A 17,337-nucleotide genomic window follows, 5' to 3' on the forward strand; every position below is an offset into this window, starting at 1 on the left:
CCCCTCACGGCCACAACAGGCCCCTGCTCCAGCCGAACTCCGTGCTCCGGTACTCCAGCCGCACGTGCCGCCGCTCCGGGTCCCCCTGGAAGAACTCCACGGTCTCCGGGCGCAGCCGGTACAGGGTCCAGGTCGGCGACGGCTCGTCCGGGTGATCCCGGGCCCGCTCCCAGGCCGCCTGTGACGCCTCGCGCAGCTCCGCCACCGAGGACAGCTCCTCGCTCTGCCGGCCGGTCAGCGCGGCGGCCAGCGCACCCGTGGAGCGTGCGTGCAGGTCGGCCTGGCTCTCCTCGGCCGGCGCCGGGACGACCGGGCCGCGCACCCGCACCTGGCGCCCCAGGGCCGGCCAGTAGAAGGCGAGGGCCGCGTACGGCCGGGCGGTCAGCGCGCGGCCCTTGCGGCTCGTGGCGTGCGTGGCGAAGGACCAGCCGTCGGCGTCGGCGCCGTGCAGCATCACGATCCGTACGTCCGGCCTGCCCTCCTCGTCCACGGTCGCCAGCGACATGGTGTGCGGCTCGGGCTGCCCCGCCGCCACCGCCTCCGCGAACCAGCTCGTGAACAGGGTCAGCGGGGTGGGAGGGGCGGTGTCCGGGTCGAACGGCCGCAGCTGTGTCGCCCGGGCGTCCCAGACCCGCAGCGACCGGAGCAGTTCGTGGAGATCCTTCTGTGCCATGGGGCGAGTATCACCGCTGGCCCGGTTCTCAGTCCCGCGCCAGCACCACCGTCCCCGCGGAGCAGAACCAGCCCCCGGTGCCCGACGCCAACCCCAGCCGGGGCAGCCCGCCGTCCCGCGCCCGGACCTGCCGTTCCCCGGCCTCCCCGCGCAGCTGCCGCACCGCCTCCACGAGCAGGAACAGCCCCCGCATCCCCGGATGCTGGGCCGACAGGCCGCCCCCGTCCGTGTTCACCGGCAGCTCCCCGCCCCGCACCAGCAGCCGGCCCTCCCCGACGAACGCCCCGCCCTCGCCCTTGGCGCAGAAACCCAGGTCCTCCAGCGTCACCAGGGTCATGTAGGTGAAGGCGTCGTAGAGCTCGGCGAAGTCGATCTCCTCGGGGGTCACCCCGGCCCGCGCGAACGCCAGCCGGCCGCTCACCGCCGCCGGGGAGAGGGTGAAGTCCGGCCACTCGGACATGGCGGCGTGCGAGACGTGCTCGCCCGTGCCGAGGATCCAGACCGGGCTCGTACGGCAGTCCCGTACGTACTCCTCGGCCGCCAGCAGGACCGCCGCGCCGCCGTCCGAGCGCAGGCAGCAGTGCAGCTTGGTGAAGGGGTCGGCGATCATCGGCCCGGACAGGACGTCGTCGACCGTGATCGGGGCGCGGTACATCGCCTCCGGGTTCAGGGCCGCGTTCGCCCTCGCCTGTACCGCCACCCGGGCCAGCTGCTCGACCGTCGTGCCGTATTCGATCATGTGCCGGCGGGCCGCCATCGCGTACTTGGCGATCAGCGTGTGGCCGTAGGGCACCTCGAACTGGAGCGGACCGCGGGCGCCGAAGGAGAGGTTTCCCGTCCTGCGGCCCGCCTTGATGTCCGACCGTGCCGTCGAGCCGTACACCAGCAGCACGGCGTTCGCGTGGCCCGCGGCTATCGCGTCCGCCGCGTGGGCCGCCATGACCTCCCAGGCCGAGCCGCCGACCGAGGTGGAGTCCACCCAGGTGGGGCGCAGGCCCAGGTACTCGGCGACCTCCACGGGGGCCAGTGTGCCGAGGCCCGCCGAGGCCAGGCCGTCCACCCGGGCGCGGTCCAGACCGGCGTCCGCCAGGGCGCGGCGGGCCGCCTGGGCGTGCAGGGCGTACGGGGTCGCGTCGGGCACGCGTCCGCAGTCGGACAGGGACACGCCGACCACGGCGACTTTCCTGTTCCCGGGCTTCATGAAAACTGACGGTACATCAGATCCAGTGCCGGGCGGCAGGTGTCGCGGGGCTGGGCATCCCCTCCCCGGGTGCCTAATATGACGGTCCGTCAGCTGTCGGAGGGATCAGCCATGGACACGCGCCTCACCGCCGAACAGGACGGGATCCGCCGGACCCTGCGCGAGCTGCTGCGCGAACGCTGCGGCCCCGGGGACGTCCGGGCCGCCGTCGACGGGCCGGCCGGGTACGACCCCCTCCTGTGGTCCGCCCTCGCCGGCCGGCTCGGACTGCCGGGGCTCGCACTCCCGGAGGCGTACGGCGGGGTCGGCTGCTCGGTCACCGAGCTGGCCCTCGCCTGCGAGGAGACGGGCCGGTTCCTCCTGCCCTCGCCGCTGCTCGCCACCTGCGTCCTCACCGCCCCGCTCGTCCTCGCCCTCGGCACCGAGGCCCAGCGCGCCGGGCTGCTGCCGCGCATCGCCGCCGGGACCCTCACCGCCGCCCTCGCCGTCGCCGGACCGGCACTCACCACCGCCCTCGGCCTGACCTGCGAGAACAGCGGATACAGCGCCGGAGGCGGACGGGCCGGCGGGGTGCAGGCGCGGCGGGCCGCGGGCGAATGGCGGCTGTACGGGGAGGCCGCACAGGTGCTGGACGGGCACAGCGCGCAGGTGCTGCTCGTCGCCGCGCACACCGGGGGGTTCGCCCGGTCGCGCACCCTGCTGTTCCTGGTGCCGGGCGACGCGGCCGGGGTGGTGCGGGCCCGGCAGACCGCGCTGGACGCCACCCGCCCCTGCGGACGCGTCCAACTGCGGGACGTGCGGGCCAAGGTGCTCGGAACGGAGGATGCCGACGTGCCGGCCGCCCTCGCCGCGGCCGGGGACGCCGCGGCCGCCGTGCTGGCCGCCGAGGCCGTGGGCGCGGCCGACCGGGTGCTGGCGCTGACCGTGGAGTACGCCGGGCAGCGGGTGCAGTTCGGGCGGCCCATCGGGTCCTTCCAGGCCGTCAAGCACCGGCTGGCGGACGTCTACGTGGGGGTGCAGGCGGCGCGGTCGGCCGCGTACTACGCCGCCTGGGCGGCCGGCCGTGGGGAGGGGGCCGGCGGGCTCGCGCTCGCGCAGGCGCTGGAGGCACTGCGGTGTGCCGCCGCCGAGGGCATCCAGCTGCACGGCGGGATCGGCTTCACCTGGGAGCACGACGCCCACCTGTACTTCAAACGGGCGGCCGGGGACGAGCTGCTGTTCGGCCCCGCGCACCGGCTGCGCGACCGGGCCGCCGAGGCGGCGGGACTCTTCACGGGCGGGGAGGTGGCGGTCTGATGAGGCTGCCCGCAGGCGTCCGGCTCGTGCAGAAGGTGTCCTCCACCCGGCTCTTCGCGCGCGTGGCGCCCCGGGTGATCCCGGCGCTGGACCGGGGCGTGCACCGGCTCACCCGGGGAAAGGCGCTGCTCAGCACGCAGATGCTGCCCGGTCTGATCCTCACCTCGACGGGCGCGAGGAGCGGGCTGGCGCGCCGGACCCCGCTCGCCTGCATGCCGGAGGGGGACGGCCGCGGCTGGATCCTCGTCGGCTCCAACTTCGGGCGGACCGGCCATCCCGCCTGGACCTACAACCTCCTCGCCCACCCGGACGCCTCGGTCAGCTGGAAGGGCCGGGACGTCCCCGTCACCGCCCGGCTGCTGACGGGGGAGGAGCGTGCCGCGCTCTGGCGGGCGCTGGTGGCGTTCTGGCCGCCGTACGCCACCTACCAGTCCCGGGTGACACGGGAGATCCGGCTCTTCCGGCTCACCGCGGCGCCCTGAGGGGCCGGGCGGCCCGTTGTCCGCCCGGCCGGCGGAACTACAGCGTGGCCAAGCGCTCCGCCAGCAGGAACGCGCCGACGCCGAGCATCGCCGCGCCCGACGTGCGCGTCACCGCCCGGGCCGCCGCGGGGCGGGCCGCCAGCAGGGCGCGGGCAAGGGCGCCGACGGCCAGGTAGACGGCCGCGCAGCACGCCATGTGCAGCAGGCCCAGGGCGGCCGTCTGGGCGGGCACCGGAAGGCGGGCGCCCCGGAGGGTGAGGAACTGGGGGAGCACGGAGAGGTAGAGGAGCAGGCCCTTGGGGTTCAGGCCGCTGATCGTGGCGCCCCTCAGGAAGAGCCGGCCGTCGGCCGCCGCCGGGCCGGCCGCGCTCGGGACCGCCGGACGGCGCAGCACCCCCCAGCCCAGCCACAGCAGGTACCCCGCGCCCGCCACCGTCAGGACCGTCAGCAGGCCGGGCGAGCCCGCCACCAGCACCGCAAGACCCGCCGCCGCCAGGACCGTGTGCAGGGCGTAGCCGCAGACCAGGCCCGCCACCGCGCGCGCCACGGAGCCGCCGCGCAGGGCGGTGGCGATGACGTACGCCCAGTCGGCGCCCGGTACGCACACCAGGAGCAGGTCCACGGCGAGGAAGGAGAGGAGCAGTCCGGAGTCCATGCTGGGGACATTAGGCGCGAATGGCCCGAAAGTGTTCCCGAAGTTTGCTCTTGATCGCGTGATCTGAGCAAGTATCTTCTTCATGGACGACGTGGACCGGAAAATCCTTGCAGAGCTGCAGCAGGACGGGCGGCTGACCGTGACCGAGCTGGCCGCCCGGGTGCGGCTGAGTGTCTCGCCCTGCCACCGGCGGCTGCGTGAGCTGGAGCGGTCCGGCGCCATCCAGGGCTACCGCGCGGTCGTGGACCCGCCGTCGCTCGGGCTGAACTTCGAGGCGCTGGTCTTCGTGTCCATGCGCCAGGAGGACCGGGACACGGTCGCCGAGTTCGAGCGGGCGGTGAGTGAGCTGGAGCATGTGCTGGACGCGCAGCGGCTGTTCGGCGAGCCGGACTACCTGCTCCGGGTGGCCACCGCCGACCTGGCCGCCTTCCAGCGGCTGTACGACGAGGGGCTCGCGACCCTGCCCGGGGTGCAGCGGCTGACGTCGACGCTGGTGATGAAACACGTGGTCCGGGACCGGCCGCTGCCGGCGTAGACGCGGGCGGTGGCTCACCGTGTGAACCACCGCCCGGCAGACAGGACTTGGACTCCGGTAAAAGAGAGGTGCGCCTACTTGGACGGCTTTTTGCCGGTCACGCCCAGGTGCACCAACAGCGCGAGGTTGGGCTTGAGTTCGGCCTGCTTCACGCCCCAGGAGGAGAAGCCCTTCTGGTGGGAGGCCACCGCCGCGAGCATCGCGACCAGCGCGCCGGCCACCGCCGCCGGGTTCACGTCCTTGTCGACGCGGCCCTTGGACTGCAGCTCCGCGATGGAGTCCGCCAGGGAGTTGTTGACCGAGTTGAGGATCTTCATGCGGATCTTGTAGAACCGTTTGTCCCCCTCGGCCGCGCCGAGGTCGACCACCCGCAGGATGGCGTCGTTGCGGCGCCAGAACTCCAGGAACCCGTCGACGAGTTCCTGGGCGGTCTGCCAGCCCGCCTTGCCCGTCCAGGTGCGCCCTTCGAGGAGTTCGGTCAACCCCGCGCCCTCGGTCGCCATCTGCTCGGCGATCTCGAGGACGGCGCCCTCGACGTCCGGGAAGTACTGGTAGAAGGTCGCGGGCGAAGTGCCCGCCTTCCGGGCGACATCGATGACCTTGACGTCCCGGTAGGGGGAGGAGCTGAGCATCTCGCTGAGGCAGTCGAGCAGCTTCTGCCGGGTCGCCTGCCCACGCCGGCCGGCCACGCGGCCGTCGACGGTACGCACTTGTCCTGTCATGCCGTCAGCTTACCGAGGGGTGATCGGAGCGCGATTCGGCCGACTGCAAATGGGGTGCACGGGGGCAGCGGGGGTGGTGTGCCTGGTCTGCGGGGTGCGCGCGGCCCGGTTACTTTGACGGCATGGCCGAAAACAGGGCATCCGCGAACGAAGAGACATATGGCGAGGGCGTCCCCTGCTGGGTCGACGCCCAGCTGTCCGACGTCGAGGCGGGCAAGCGGTTCTACGGTGAGCTCTTCGGGTGGACCTTCGAGACGTCGTACGGCTCCTCCGTGTGGGCGCTGCTGGACGGCGACCGCGTCGCCTCGCTGGCCCCCAAGACGGACGGCCGGATGCCCAGCGTCTGGACGGTCTCCTTCGCCACCTCGGACGCCGAGGCCCTCGGCCGGCGCATCACGGCGGCCGGCGGGCAGGTGGTCATGGCCCCCTTCCCGGTCGGCGACCTCGGCACCGCCGCCCTGGCCACCGACCCCGAGGGCGCGGTGTTCGGGCTGTGGCAGCCCGGCACCCACCCCGGCTTCGGGCGGCGCCACGCACCGAACACCTTCGCCTGGGCCCAGCTGTACACCCGGGACACCGCCGCGGCCAACGTCTTCTACGGCGGCCTCTTCCACGCCGCCCTGTTCGGCACCGACGCCCAGCCCGACTTCGGCCGCGCCGACGTCACCGAGGTGTTCCCGGCCGAGATGCCCCCGCACTTCGTCACCCACTTCCGGGTCACGGACCTGGAGGAGGCCCTCGGGGCCGTCCAGCGGATCGGCGGGCGGGTGCAGGCGCTGCCCTTCGAGGCGTCGTACGGACGAGTGGCCGTCGTCACCGACAATCAGGGGGCGTCGTTCGCACTGCTGCAGCGCTGATATATCTGCTTTGAAATGATTCAGCACGAGACACCCCGATTGTCACCGGGTTCGCAACGAGCCGCCCGGCCAGGAAGAATCGGGGTGCGTGCCGCCAGGGCGGTGCGGTGGTGAGACGCTGCACTTCGGCCGCGTACACACGTGGGCGGCGCGGCTCGTACGGGGAGGTGGCAGGCAAGTGGTGGATCAGCTGACGCAGCACGATCCGCGGCGGATCGGGCCGTTCGAGGTGCTGGGCCGGCTGGGGGCCGGCGGCATGGGGCTGGTCTATCTCGCGCGCTCGGCGTCCGGCCGGCGCGTGGCGATCAAGACGGTGCGCACCGAACTGGCCGAGGACCAGCTCTTCCGGGTCCGCTTCACCCGTGAGGTGGAGGCGGCCCGCGCGGTCTCCGGCTTCTACACCGCGGCCGTGGTCGACGCCGACCCGCGCGCCGCCGTGCCCTGGCTGGCCACCGCCTACGTCCCCGCGCCCTCGCTGGAAGAGATAGTGAACGAGTGCGGGCCGCTCCCGGCACAGGCCGTGCGCTGGCTCGCCGCGGGCGTGGCCGAGGCGCTGCAGTCCATCCACGGCGCGGGACTGGTCCACCGCGACCTGAAGCCGTCCAACGTGCTCGTGGTCGAGGACGGCCCCCGGGTGATCGACTTCGGTATCGCCTCCGGCGTCTCGAACACCCGCCTGACGATGACGAACGTCGCTGTCGGCACCCCCGCCTACATGTCTCCCGAGCAGGCCAAGGACTCCCGCAGCGTCACCGGCGCCAGCGACGTCTTCTCCCTCGGCTCCATGCTGGTCTTCGCGGCCACCGGCCACCCGCCCTTCCACGGCGCCAACCCGGTCGAGACCGTCTTCATGCTGCTGCGCGAGGGCCCGGACCTCACCGGGCTGCCCGAGGAGCTGCGCCCGCTCATCGAGCTCTGCATGCAGATGGAGGCCCCCGCCCGCCCCACCCCGGCCGACCTCCAGGCCCAGCTCGCCCCGCACCTGTTCGGATCCGGCTCCGACGACAGCGGCACCGCCTCCGCCTGGCTGCCCGAGAAGGCCGTCGGCCTCATCGAGTCCCGCCGCGGCGGACGGCCCGCCGCCAGGCCCGCCCCGGCCACGGCCGGCGGTCCGCGCGGCGGCGGCCGGCCGGCCGTACCCCCGCCGCCGCCGTACGACCCCCCGGTCCCGGCCTCCGCGGCCGTCCCGGTCGGCGCCCCCGGCACCGGCCCGGTCCGGCTGGCCGGCGCCCCGGTGCCCATCGGCCCCGGCCCCCGGGTCGCCGACGCCCGCGCCGCCGCCGTCAAGGCGCCCCCGCCCGAGGCCGGCCTGGTGGCCAGCTGGTCCCGGCCCCGCCCCGGCCCGGCCGGCGCCGACCCCGCCGTACCGCCGGTACCGCCCGTGCCGCCGGAGACGGCGGGCTGGCGCCCGTGGCGGTTCCGTATGTCCAACGACGTGTGGGGCACCCCGTCCGTGGACGGCGACCTGGTCTACGTCACCTCCTTCGAGGTGCACGCCCTGGACGTGGGAACCGGCCGCCGCCGCTTCAAGACGAGGGACGTCGCCTGGTCCATGGCCGTGGCGGACGGACGTATCCACGCCTCCGACGGTCCCACCCTGTTCGCCCTGGAGGCCCGCGAGGGCGCCGATCTGTGGCGGCTGTCCACGGAGGCCTGGGTGTACTCCCTCGCGGCCGACCGCGGCACGGTCGTCACCGGCACCCGCGGCGGCGGCGTCCAGGCGTGGGAGGCGGCCAACGGCCAGAAGCTGTGGGAGATCACCGGCTGTCAGACCGACTTCGAGTCCCCGGAGGCGGGCCCCGTCGTGCACGACGGCACCGTCTACGTCTGGCAGGACGCCCGGCTGCGCGCCCTGGAGGCCCGTACGGGCGAGGAGCGCTGGTCGTACCCCATCGGTGACGCGGCCTCCTGCGGCGGCGTCCCGGTGCGGCTGGCCCCGGCCGCCGACGGCTGCGTCTACGTCTCCGCCGGCACCCGTGTCCTCGCCGTCGACGCGGCGAGCGGCATGGTCCGCTGGCACTTCGAGGCTCCCGCGGTCTTCCTGTGCCCGCCGGCCTTCGCCCCGGGTCCGGCCGTCACCGGCGGCGGCGTCTACCTCGCCGACTACCTCGGCACGGTCTACGCCCTCGACGCCGCCGACGGCCGCGACCGCTGGCGGATCGCCACCGAGGCGCGCTCCTCCATCGATCCCGTCCTGGTGGCCGCCGGGCACGTGCACGTCGGCAGCGGCAAGGGCCTCTACACCCTGGACGCGGTCACCGGCACGCCCAAGTGGCGCTTCCAGGCGGGGGGCGACGTGGTGGGCGCCCCCGCCGTGGCGGAGGGCCGCATCCACTTCGGCTCCACCGACCATCTGCTCTACACCCTGAAGGCGGACGACGGCCGGCTGCGCTGGAAGCTCGCCACGGGCGGCGAGATCACCGGCTCCCCGGTGGTCAAGGACGGCGTGGTGTACGCGTGCAGCAAGGACCGGTGCGTGTACGCGCTGGACGCGGAGAAGGGCACCGGAACCGCGCGGACCGCGTAGCCGCGTGACGGCCGTCGCACCGGGTTCGCGCGGAAGGGCTCCGGACGACGACGATACAGTGCTGGCATGTACACGCCTGCACGGAAGCGCGCGCTCAGGTTCACGGCCGTACTGACCCTGGTGGTGCTCTGCCTGACCGGCTTTTCGAAGGGCCGCCACCACCGTGGCGGGGGCAGTGGCGGGGGCGGGTGCAGCAGCTCGCACCAGGACCACGACAGCTCGACGTCCACCTCGGGCGGCGGATCGTACGACTCCTCGGGCGGCTCCGCGTACGGCTCGGGCGACGGCTACGGCAGCGGCACGGGCGGCGGCTCCTACCGGCGCACGCACCGGCCCACCTCCACTCCGTCCGGCAGTGGCGGCCACACCTCGCGGAGGGAGGGGGCCGCGCGGCTGATCAGCTGCGCGAGCGCCGGGAAGCCGTACGCCACGGTCGAGGTCACCAACCCCAACGACCGCAAGGCCGCCTTCACCGTCGAGGTGCTGTTCCTGCCGGACAGCCCGCCCGCCATCGACTCGGGCCGCGTGCGGGTCTCCGTACCCGCCCGGGGCACGAAGACGGTCGACGTCCCGTTCTCCAAGAGGGCCGACATCGACCTGCTCGACCACTGCGAGGTGGACGAGAGGGTGCCGCTCGCGAACTGACCGCAGGCGTCAACGCACCCGGAACTCCCGCCGCCGGGCGGCGAACAGCTCCGCCTGCCGCCCGGCCGGCAGATTGCCGAGGGCGATGAGGTGCGGCGCCTGCGCGAACGCCTGCGCACGCGTCGCCTCCCTGGCCGCCCACAGCGCCCGGACGGTCCCCTGCACCCCCTGCGGCGGATAGCCGGCGAGGACGGCGGCGCAGCGCACGGCACCCGCCAACGCGCCGCCCTCCTCGGTGAGTTCGGAGACCAGTCCCACCTCGTGGGCCCGCCGTGCCGAGATCCGCTCGGCCGTGCCCATGAGCATCATCCGCGCGGCCTCCCCGTACGGCATCCGCTCGGTCATGAGCACGGACTCGTAGGCGCTGACCATGCCGTACGTCGTGTGCGGATCGAAGAAGACGGCCGTCGGGTCGGCGACCACGAACTCGCTCTCGCCCAACAGGTAGAAGGCACCGCCACAGGCCATCCCGCGCACGGCGGCCACCACCGGCTTCCACAGGCCGTTCGCCTTCGGGCCGGCGCCCAGCAGCGGATCGTCCTGCATGTACGGCGACGAGGGCTGCGGCACCACGGCGTCCCGGTCGATGCCCGTGCAGAACGCCCGCTCACCGGCCCCGGTGAGCACGACGGCCCGCACGGCGTCGTCGTACCGCAACTCGCGCCACACCTCGCCCAGTTCCCGCGCCATCTCCAGATCGACGGCGTTCAGCCGCTCGGGCCGGTCCAGGGTGACGACGGCGACGCCGGTGTCCTCGTCGACGGCGAGGCGGACGGTGTTCACGCGAGCACCCACTGCGGCAGCCCGCCGGAGAAGACCGCCCGCACCCGGGCGCCGATCCTGAGGCGCGCCGGGTCCACCGAGTTCAGCGGCGCCCCGGCGCGCGCGACCACGTTCCCCACGAGCCGTATCCGCGGCGCCTCCTCCAGCTCCACGACGACCACGTTGTACGGGGCCTGTTCCGCGTAGCCGGGCAGCAGCGGCGGATGCGGCACGACGTACGACCAGATCCGCCCGCGTCCCGGTACCGGCCGCCACTCGCTCGTGAAGGACTGGCAGTGCGGGCAGCAGGGCCGGGGCGGGAAGCGCGGCTCACCGCAGGCACCGCAGGCCTGGACGCGCAGCTCGCCCCGGGCCGCGTACTCCCAGAAGGGCGCGCCGTCGGTGTCGGTGACGGGACTCAGCATGACGGTTCAGCTCCTCAGCAGAAGGGCGGAGGTGGGCACACCCTCACCGGCCGTGACGAGACAGGTGGTGGCCCCGGGGACCTGCGCGGTACTGGTGCCACGCAGCTGCTTCACCCCTTCGTTGACGAGGTTGAAGCCGTGCACGTACGCCTCGCTGAGCCCGCCCCCGCCGGTGTTGACCGGCAGCCGTCCGCCGGTCTCCAGGGCGCCCTGTTCGGTGAAGGCGCCGCCCTCTCCCCGCGCGCAGAAGCCGTAGCCCTCCAGGGAGAGCGGGACCAGGGCGGTGAAGGCGTCGTAGATCTGCGCGACGTCGACGTCCTCCGGCGTGAGGTCGGCGTGCTTCCACAGGTGCCGGGCGGCGGTCCAGGCGGGGCCGGTGAGCGGGTCGTCGTTCCAGTAGTTCACCATGCCGTGGTGCTGGGCGGGCAGCCCCTGCGCGGCGGAGTGGACGTACACGGGCTTTTGGGCGCAGTCCCGGGCCCGTTCCCGGCCGACGATCACGCACGCGAGGGCCCCGTCCGTCTCCAGGCAGTTGTCGTAGAGACACAGCGGCTCGCTGATCCACCGGGAGGTCATGTACATCTCGCGGGTGAGCGGCCGCTCGTACATGACGGCCGCCGGATTCTGGTTGGCCCGGTTCCGGCAGGCGAGCGCGACGTTGAACAGGTGGTCCCGGGTGACGCCGTACTCATGCATGTACCGCCGTGCCAGCATGGCGATCTCGTCGGCGGGCCGGAGCAGCCCGAAGGGCCGGGTCCACTGGGCCGGAGTCGGCAGCTGCACGGCGGTGTTGGTCCACGGCCGGGCCCCGCTGCCCCGCTTCCGGGAGCGCCAGGCGACCCCCACGGTCGCCTGCCCGGCGGCGATGGCGGCGGCGAGCTGGGCGACGGTGGCACAGGACCCGCCGCCCCCGTAGCCCACCTTGCTGAAGAAGGTCAGATCCCCGAACCCGACGGCCTTCGCCAGCTCGACCTCGTCGGTCTCCTCCATGGTGTAGGAGGCGAGAGCGTCGACCTCACCGGGCGCGATCCCCGCGTCGTCGAGCGCGGCGAGGACGGCCCGGCAGGCGAGCGCTCTCTCGTCCTCGGCGAGGCGCCTGGCGAAGGCGGTCTGCCCGATCCCGACGATGGCGGTGGCGTCCTTGATCCCTGGTCCGGCCATGGTGCTGCCCCCTCTCCTGACAGGCCGTCAGATTACAGCTAATCTGACGGTCAGTCAGTAACCGGCTGCCCGATTGGGGAGGCTGACCGTGATCGAGTGGGACACCATCCCGGAACTGGTGCGGTCGGCGGCCGAGCGGTACGCGGACGCGGAGGCCGTGGTGGACGGCCGCACGAGGATCACCTACGCCGAGCTGGGCGCCCGCGTCGACCGCGCGGCGGCGGCCTGCCTCGCCTGCGGGGTCCAGGTGGGCGACCGGGTCGCGGTCTGGGCCCCCAACTCCCCGGACTGGATCGTCGCGGCCCTCGGCGCGGTGACGGCGGGTGCGGTCCTCGTCCCGCTGAACACCCGCTTCAAGGGGGCGGAGGCGGCGGACGTCCTGCGCCGCAGTGGAGCCCGGCTGCTGTTCGTGACGGGAACCTTCCTGGGCACGTCGTACGTGGCCTCCCTGCGCCGGGCGGCCGGCGAGGGCGTGCCGGAGGGCCGGGGCCCGCTGCCGGGCCTGCCGCGACTGGAGCAGGTGGTGGTCCTGTCGGAGGACGCGCCGGCGGACTTCCGCACCTGGAAGGAGTTCCTGGCGCGGGGCGAGGGACGGCCGACGGGCCAAGTGCGCGACCGGGCAGGCGCGTTGCACGGGGCATCGCTGTCGGACATCACCTACACCTCGGGTACGACGGGCCGCCCGAAGGGTGCGGTGATCACCCACGGACAGACCCTGCGCGCCTACGAGATCTGGGCGGACCTGGCGGGCCTGAACCGCACGGACCGCTACCTCATCGTCAACCCCTTCTTCCACACCTTCGGCTACAAGGCCGGGGTGATCGCCTGCCTGATGCGCGGGGCGACGATGATCCCGCAGCCGGTGTTCAACGTGGACACCGCCCTGGCCAACATGGCGGCGGAACGGATCTCGGTCCTGCCCGGCCCCCCGACCCTGCACCAGCAGCTCCTGGACCACCCGGCCCGGGACGCCCACGACCTGTCGGCGCTCCGGCTGGTGGTGACGGGAGCGGCCGTGGTCCCGCTCCGCCTGGTGGAACGCCTGCGCGGCGAACTCGGCGTCGGCACGGTCCTGACGGCCTACGGCCTCTCGGAGGCGTCCGGCATCGTCACGATGTGCCGGCGCGGCGACGACCCCTCGGTGATCTCCTCCACCTCGGGCCGGGCGATCCCCGGAACGGAGGTGAGGGTCACGGACCGCTCTGGCGCCCCGCTGCCGCCCGGCACGCCCGGAGAGGTGCGGGTCCGGGGCTTCAACGTCATGCGGGGCTACTACGAGGACCCCGGGGCGACCGCCGAGACGATCTCCCCGGACGGCTGGCTGAGCACGGGTGACGTGGGCGTCCTGGACGAGGCGGGCAACCTCCGCATCACCGACCGGATCAAGGACATGTTCATCGTCGGCGGCTTCAACGCCTACCCGGCGGAGATAGAGCGACTGCTGCTCCTCCACCCGGACGTCACGGACGCGGCGGTCATCGGCACACCGGACCCCCGTCTGGGCGAGGTCGGCAAGGCGTTCGTGGTCCGCAGACCGGGCTCGGTGCTCACCGGGGACGACCTGATCGCCTGGTCCCGCCGCGAGATGGCGAACTACAAGGTGCCGAGGGCGGTGACCTTCGTCGACGAACTGCCCCGCAACGCGAGCGGCAAGGTGGTGAAGGGGGCCCTGCGGGGGAGGGGGTGAGGGCGAGTTCCTCCGCGCGAGGCGCGAGGGGCGTGAAAGGCGAGAGGGGCCGGGCTGCTGCCCGGCCCCTCGCCGCGTCACCGTATGCGGGGATAACGACCGTCGCGGGAACCTGCGGACCCGGCCCCCTCGGCCGCGGCGGCTCCCCCTCGGTGCCGCCGCGGCCGATCCCCCCGTCGGATGCAGGTCGTTGTCAGTTGCCCAGGCCCAGGGCGGGCGGAGCGGGCGCGTGCTGGTCCAGCGTGGTGATCTCGTCCAGCGCCTTCGGCGGGGCAGGTGCGTGCTGGTCGAGCGTGGTGATCTCGTCCAGCGCCTTCGGCGGAGCGGGCGCGTGCTGGTCGAGCGTGGTGATCTCCTCGGCCTTCTTGGCTTCGGTCATGGCGGGACTCCCCGGTAGATGTACGGCGCACTGTGGCTGGACGCACCCGTTCGGCAACTCCCCCGAGGGCTGCCGAACGGGCGTTCCAGGGGCCTCAGCGTAGCTGTGAGACCCCGGCGATCCGTCTGCCCCCCGACGCGACGGGTCGGTGAGACCACAGTCCCAGCCCGCCATAAACGTTCGATGAACGTCCCGGCGGGCGGACTTCAGGCCGCCGCGATGGGAGAGAGCAGACCGCGGACCTCGCTCGCCTCGGACGAGCCCGTCGCTTCGTAGACCCGCAAGGCGTCCAGCCAGCAGGCCCGCGCCCGGTCCGGCTGGCCCAGCGCCTCCAGCGCCTTGCCCAGAATGGTCAGGGCGTTGGCCCGCATCCAGTCACCCCCGATGCAGCCGAGTGCCAGCGCCTGTTCGGCGTGCTGGGCGGCCTGGGTCGGGCGGCGGTCGGCCAGGTGTACCTGGGCGATACGGAAATGGGTCGTACCCTCCCACAGGCGCTGGCGGCTCTCCGTGAAGATCTGCAGTGCCCTGTCGAGCTCCTCCAGGGCCTCCGGCAGCCTGCCGGCCTGGGTGAGCACGATCCCCGAGGCGTAGCGCGCGTTGGCCAGGCGTACGGACATGCCCAGTTCGTCATAGATCTTGATGCCGCGCCGGGCCAGCTCGATGGCGCGCGTGGTCCTGCCCATCGACGCCAGGGTGCGGGAGAGGTTGCAGACCGCGCTGGCTTCCCCGGGCTTGTTCTCGTCGGCCTGGAAGGCCCGTATCGCCCTCAGCAGATAGCGTTCCGCGTCGGCGTAGGCGGACCTGCAGATGGCGATGATGCCGAGCTGGTTGGGGGCGGTACTGGCGGTCCAGGGGTCGTCGGACGTCTCGTTCAGCAGGTCGGCGCGCTTCGCCTCCCGTTCGGCCTCCTCGAACCGGCCGGACTGGCTGAGGACCTGGGCCAGGGTGATGCGTGCGCGCATCTCGGCGTGCCGGTCCGTGTGGGCCACCGCGGCGACGCACGCGGCCATGGCCGTCGTCTCGTACCGGCGCGAACCGGCCCCGGACTCCGCCAGGTCGATGGCGGCCAGCAGGAGGTCCACGGCGCGGCGCAGCGTGGCGGGCCGCAGCGACTGCTGGACGCACGCGAGGAGCGGCTCGGCCTCCGCGAGCAGCCAGTCCGTCGCCTGTGCGGCGTCGGCGAACAGGCACCCCTCGTAGCGGCTCTCCTCCAGGTGGGTGACCGTCCGGTCACCGGGACGCTCGATGGCGTACGCCCGGGCGGCCGTGGCCAGATAGAAGTCCAGCAGCCGGGACATGGCCGTCTCCCGCTCACCCGGCCGCTCGTCCCGCTCCGCGCAGACGCGGGCGTAGAGACGTACCAGGTCGTGGAAGCGGTAGCGGCCGGGGGCGGCCGACTCCAGCAGGGACGTGTCCACCAGGGACTCCAGCACGTCCTCCGTGTCCTCCGCGGGGAGGTCCAGGACGGCGGCCGCCGCGGCCAGGGACATGTCGGGACCGTCGGCCAGGCCGAGCAGGCGGAAGGCCCGGGCCTGGGGCGGTTCCAGCTGGCCGTAGCCCAGTTCGAAGGTCGCCTTCACCGCCAGGTCGCCGGCCTGGAGTTCGTCCAGGCGGCGGCGTTCGTCGGCCAGCTTCGCCGCCAGCACCGAGACCGTCCAGGTGCGGCGGGCCGCCAGGCGGGACGCGGCGATCCGGATCGCCAGGGGCAGGAACCCGCAGGCCGCGACGACGTCCAGGGCGGCCTCCCGCTCCGCCGCCACCCGCTCGTCGCCCACGATCTTCGTGAACAGGGCGAGGGCCTCCTCCGGGGACATGACGTCCAGGTCGACCAGATGCGCCCCGGCCAGGTCCAGCATCCGCACCCGGGACGTGACCAGGGCCGCGCAGCCCTCCGTGCCGGGCAGCAGCGGGCGGACCTGGGCCGCGTCCTTGGCGTTGTCCAGCAGGACCAGCACCCGGCGGCCGTCGAGGACCGAGCGGTACAGGGCCGCCCGTTCCTCCAGGGAGTCGGGGATCGCCGAGTCCGCCGTGCCCAGGGCGCGCAGGAAGGAGCCCAGCACCGTCTCCGGCTCGGCGGGGCGCGGGCCCGCGCCCTGGAGGTCGACGTACAGCTGGCCGTCGGGGAAGGCGGGGCGGGCCCGGTGGGCGACGTGGACCGCCAGGGTCGTCTTGCCCACGCCGCCGATGCCGGCCAGGGCCGAGACCGCCATCACCCGGCCCTCCGCCTCGGACGCGGAGGACAGCACCTCGCTCAGCTCCGACACGAAGGTGGAGCGGCCGGTGAAGTCCGGTACGGAGGCGGGGAGCTGGGCCGGGCGGACGGGGGCCGTCGGTGACTCCGTCACGGGGGCCGAGGGTTCCGCCAGCGCCGGGTCCGCCTGGAGGATGCGCTGCTGGAGCTCCCGCAGGCCCGGCCGCGGGTCGACCCCCAGTTCCTCGGCCAGCAGGCGGCGCGTGTCGGCGTACACCGCCAGCGCCTCCGCCTGCCGGCCGCTGCGGTACAGCGCCAGCATCAGCAGTTCGCGCAGCCGCTCCCGCAGGGGGTGCGCCGCCGTCAGGGCCGTCAGCTCCGAGACCGCCTCGGCGTGGCAGCCCTGTTCCAGGTCCAGGTCCAGGCGGGACTCCAGGAGGCCGAGGCGCCACTCCTCCAGCCGGGCCCGTTGCCCCTCGGCGTAGGGTCCGGGGACGCCGGCCAGGGGTTCGCCGTCCCAGAGGCCGAGGGCCTGGTTCAGCAGCGTCCGTGCCCGGCCCAGGTCACCGGTGCCCCGGGCCTTCTCCGCGTCCGCCGCGAGATCCTGTGCGACCGCCAGGTCCAGCGCGCCCTCGCCGGGCGAGCGCACCGCGTAGCCGCCGGACTCGCTGACCAGGACGCCGGGGTCGAGGATCTTCCGGAGCCGGGACGCGTACGTGCGGACCGCCGCCAGTGCCTGGGACGGCGGCTCGGACCCCCACAGCGCGTCGATCAGTTCCGCCGCCGTGGCCGTACGGCCCTCCCGCAGCAGCAGGGCGGCCAGCAGGGCGCGCTGCTGCGGGGAGCCCGTGCTGAGCGTCACCTCGCCGCGCCAGGCCCGCACCGGACCGAGCACGCCGAAGCGCAGCGGGCCGGACTCCGCGGCGGTCCCGGAGCCGGCGCGCCGCTGCTCGGGTACTCGCGGCACACCGTCCATGCGTTCGTCCCCCTCGGTGTCACGAACAACCCCGTCAGTTTGCCTTGTTCCGGGTGGTTGCGTCAGCCGTGCGAGACGCCGATCACAAGGCGGGGGCCGTGGTGCACAAGCCCCTCACACGGTCTTCGCATCCCGGTCGCCCGTTCCGATAGCTGACGGACCG

The 17,337-nt window shown here is 73.7% G+C and carries 16 protein-coding genes; 7 read left to right on the forward strand and 9 right to left on the reverse strand.

Annotated features, from left to right (window positions below; translation table 11 throughout):
- Nucleotides 1-4: 4 nt before the first annotated feature.
- Together AB0B40_RS00060 and AB0B40_RS00065 are read right to left on the reverse strand one after the other, a co-directional pair.
- The gene (locus AB0B40_RS00060) at nucleotides 5-673 is read right to left on the reverse strand and encodes a pyridoxal 5'-phosphate synthase (protein WP_345051145.1); all 669 of its coding nucleotides are present in this window, start codon (nucleotides 671-673) and stop codon (nucleotides 5-7) included.
- A gap of 28 nt (nucleotides 674-701) precedes the next feature.
- Nucleotides 702-1,874 carry an acetyl-CoA acetyltransferase gene (locus tag AB0B40_RS00065; protein ID WP_345051143.1) on the reverse strand — a complete coding sequence of 391 codons (1,173 nt, stop codon included), beginning with the start codon at nucleotides 1,872-1,874 and terminating at the stop codon, nucleotides 702-704.
- Nucleotides 1,875-1,985: 111 nt separating this feature from the next.
- Between AB0B40_RS00065 and AB0B40_RS00070 the strand changes: the two genes are divergently transcribed.
- Together AB0B40_RS00070 and AB0B40_RS00075 are read left to right on the forward strand one after the other, a co-directional pair.
- Complete coding sequence (locus tag AB0B40_RS00070) at nucleotides 1,986-3,170, forward strand: acyl-CoA dehydrogenase family protein (protein ID WP_345051140.1); 1,185 nt, start codon at nucleotides 1,986-1,988, stop codon at nucleotides 3,168-3,170.
- Entirely contained in the window at nucleotides 3,170-3,652 is a 483-nt protein-coding gene (locus AB0B40_RS00075; protein WP_345051138.1) for a nitroreductase family deazaflavin-dependent oxidoreductase, read from the forward strand. The genes AB0B40_RS00070 and AB0B40_RS00075 overlap by 1 nt, the downstream gene beginning before the upstream one ends.
- 37 nt (nucleotides 3,653-3,689) lie before the next feature.
- On the opposite strand, the gene AB0B40_RS00080 is transcribed toward AB0B40_RS00075, so the two are convergent.
- Nucleotides 3,690-4,307: a LysE family translocator gene (locus tag AB0B40_RS00080; RefSeq protein ID WP_362261631.1), complete on the reverse strand. Its 618-nt coding sequence runs from the start codon at nucleotides 4,305-4,307 to the stop codon at nucleotides 3,690-3,692.
- An 82-nt stretch (nucleotides 4,308-4,389) separates the two neighbouring features.
- Between AB0B40_RS00080 and AB0B40_RS00085 the strand changes: the two genes are divergently transcribed.
- Complete coding sequence (locus tag AB0B40_RS00085; RefSeq protein WP_161292709.1) at nucleotides 4,390-4,842, forward strand: Lrp/AsnC family transcriptional regulator; 453 nt, start codon at nucleotides 4,390-4,392, stop codon at nucleotides 4,840-4,842.
- A 74-nt stretch (nucleotides 4,843-4,916) separates the two neighbouring features.
- Here the strand turns inward: AB0B40_RS00085 and AB0B40_RS00090 are convergent, their stop codons facing one another.
- Nucleotides 4,917-5,552 (reverse strand): TetR family transcriptional regulator, encoded by a 636-nt coding sequence (locus tag AB0B40_RS00090; RefSeq protein WP_362262033.1) that lies wholly within the window; start codon nucleotides 5,550-5,552, stop codon nucleotides 4,917-4,919.
- Nucleotides 5,553-5,686: 134 nt separating this feature from the next.
- On the opposite strand from AB0B40_RS00090, the gene AB0B40_RS00095 reads away from it, so the two are divergent.
- The 3 genes from AB0B40_RS00095 (at nucleotide 5,687) to AB0B40_RS00105 (ending at nucleotide 9,593) form a co-directional block, all read left to right on the forward strand.
- Entirely contained in the window at nucleotides 5,687-6,421 is a 735-nt protein-coding gene (locus tag AB0B40_RS00095) for a VOC family protein (protein ID WP_362261634.1), read from the forward strand.
- A gap of 178 nt (nucleotides 6,422-6,599) precedes the next feature.
- Nucleotides 6,600-8,948 (forward strand): PQQ-binding-like beta-propeller repeat protein, encoded by a 2,349-nt coding sequence (locus AB0B40_RS00100; RefSeq protein WP_362261636.1) that lies wholly within the window; start codon nucleotides 6,600-6,602, stop codon nucleotides 8,946-8,948.
- 66 nt (nucleotides 8,949-9,014) lie between these two features.
- Nucleotides 9,015-9,593: a hypothetical protein gene (locus AB0B40_RS00105; RefSeq protein ID WP_362261639.1), complete on the forward strand. Its 579-nt coding sequence runs from the start codon at nucleotides 9,015-9,017 to the stop codon at nucleotides 9,591-9,593.
- Between the two features lie 9 nt (nucleotides 9,594-9,602).
- On the opposite strand, the gene AB0B40_RS00110 is transcribed toward AB0B40_RS00105, so the two are convergent.
- Genes AB0B40_RS00110 through AB0B40_RS00120 form a run of 3 tightly spaced genes read right to left on the reverse strand, consistent with a single transcriptional unit; the run spans nucleotide 9,603 to nucleotide 11,941 of the window.
- Complete coding sequence (locus AB0B40_RS00110) at nucleotides 9,603-10,376, reverse strand: enoyl-CoA hydratase/isomerase family protein (RefSeq protein ID WP_345048377.1); 774 nt, start codon at nucleotides 10,374-10,376, stop codon at nucleotides 9,603-9,605.
- Nucleotides 10,373-10,780 carry an OB-fold domain-containing protein gene (locus tag AB0B40_RS00115; RefSeq protein WP_345048375.1) on the reverse strand — a complete coding sequence of 136 codons (408 nt, stop codon included), beginning with the start codon at nucleotides 10,778-10,780 and terminating at the stop codon, nucleotides 10,373-10,375. The genes AB0B40_RS00110 and AB0B40_RS00115 overlap by 4 nt, the downstream gene beginning before the upstream one ends.
- A gap of 6 nt (nucleotides 10,781-10,786) precedes the next feature.
- Entirely contained in the window at nucleotides 10,787-11,941 is a 1,155-nt protein-coding gene (locus AB0B40_RS00120; protein ID WP_345048373.1) for a lipid-transfer protein, read from the reverse strand.
- Between the two features lie 91 nt (nucleotides 11,942-12,032).
- Between AB0B40_RS00120 and AB0B40_RS00125 the strand changes: the two genes are divergently transcribed.
- A complete protein-coding gene (locus AB0B40_RS00125) occupies nucleotides 12,033-13,628 on the forward strand; it encodes a FadD3 family acyl-CoA ligase (protein WP_345048388.1) in 1,596 nt (531 codons plus the stop codon).
- 193 nt (nucleotides 13,629-13,821) lie between these two features.
- Here AB0B40_RS00125 and AB0B40_RS00130 read toward each other — a convergent pair whose 3' ends face one another.
- Both AB0B40_RS00130 and AB0B40_RS00135 read right to left on the reverse strand, forming a co-directional pair.
- Nucleotides 13,822-14,007, reverse strand: coding sequence for a sigma-like protein (locus AB0B40_RS00130; protein ID WP_345048372.1), 186 nt, complete (start codon nucleotides 14,005-14,007; stop codon nucleotides 13,822-13,824).
- 206 nt (nucleotides 14,008-14,213) lie between these two features.
- Nucleotides 14,214-17,174, reverse strand: a complete 2,961-nt coding sequence (locus tag AB0B40_RS00135) for a BTAD domain-containing putative transcriptional regulator (RefSeq protein ID WP_345048370.1) — start codon at nucleotides 17,172-17,174, stop codon at nucleotides 14,214-14,216.
- Nucleotides 17,175-17,337: the final 163 nt, after the last annotated feature.

The organism is Streptomyces sp. NPDC042638 (assembly GCF_040647235.1).
Taxonomy (GTDB): domain Bacteria; phylum Actinomycetota; class Actinomycetes; order Streptomycetales; family Streptomycetaceae; genus Streptomyces; species Streptomyces rameus.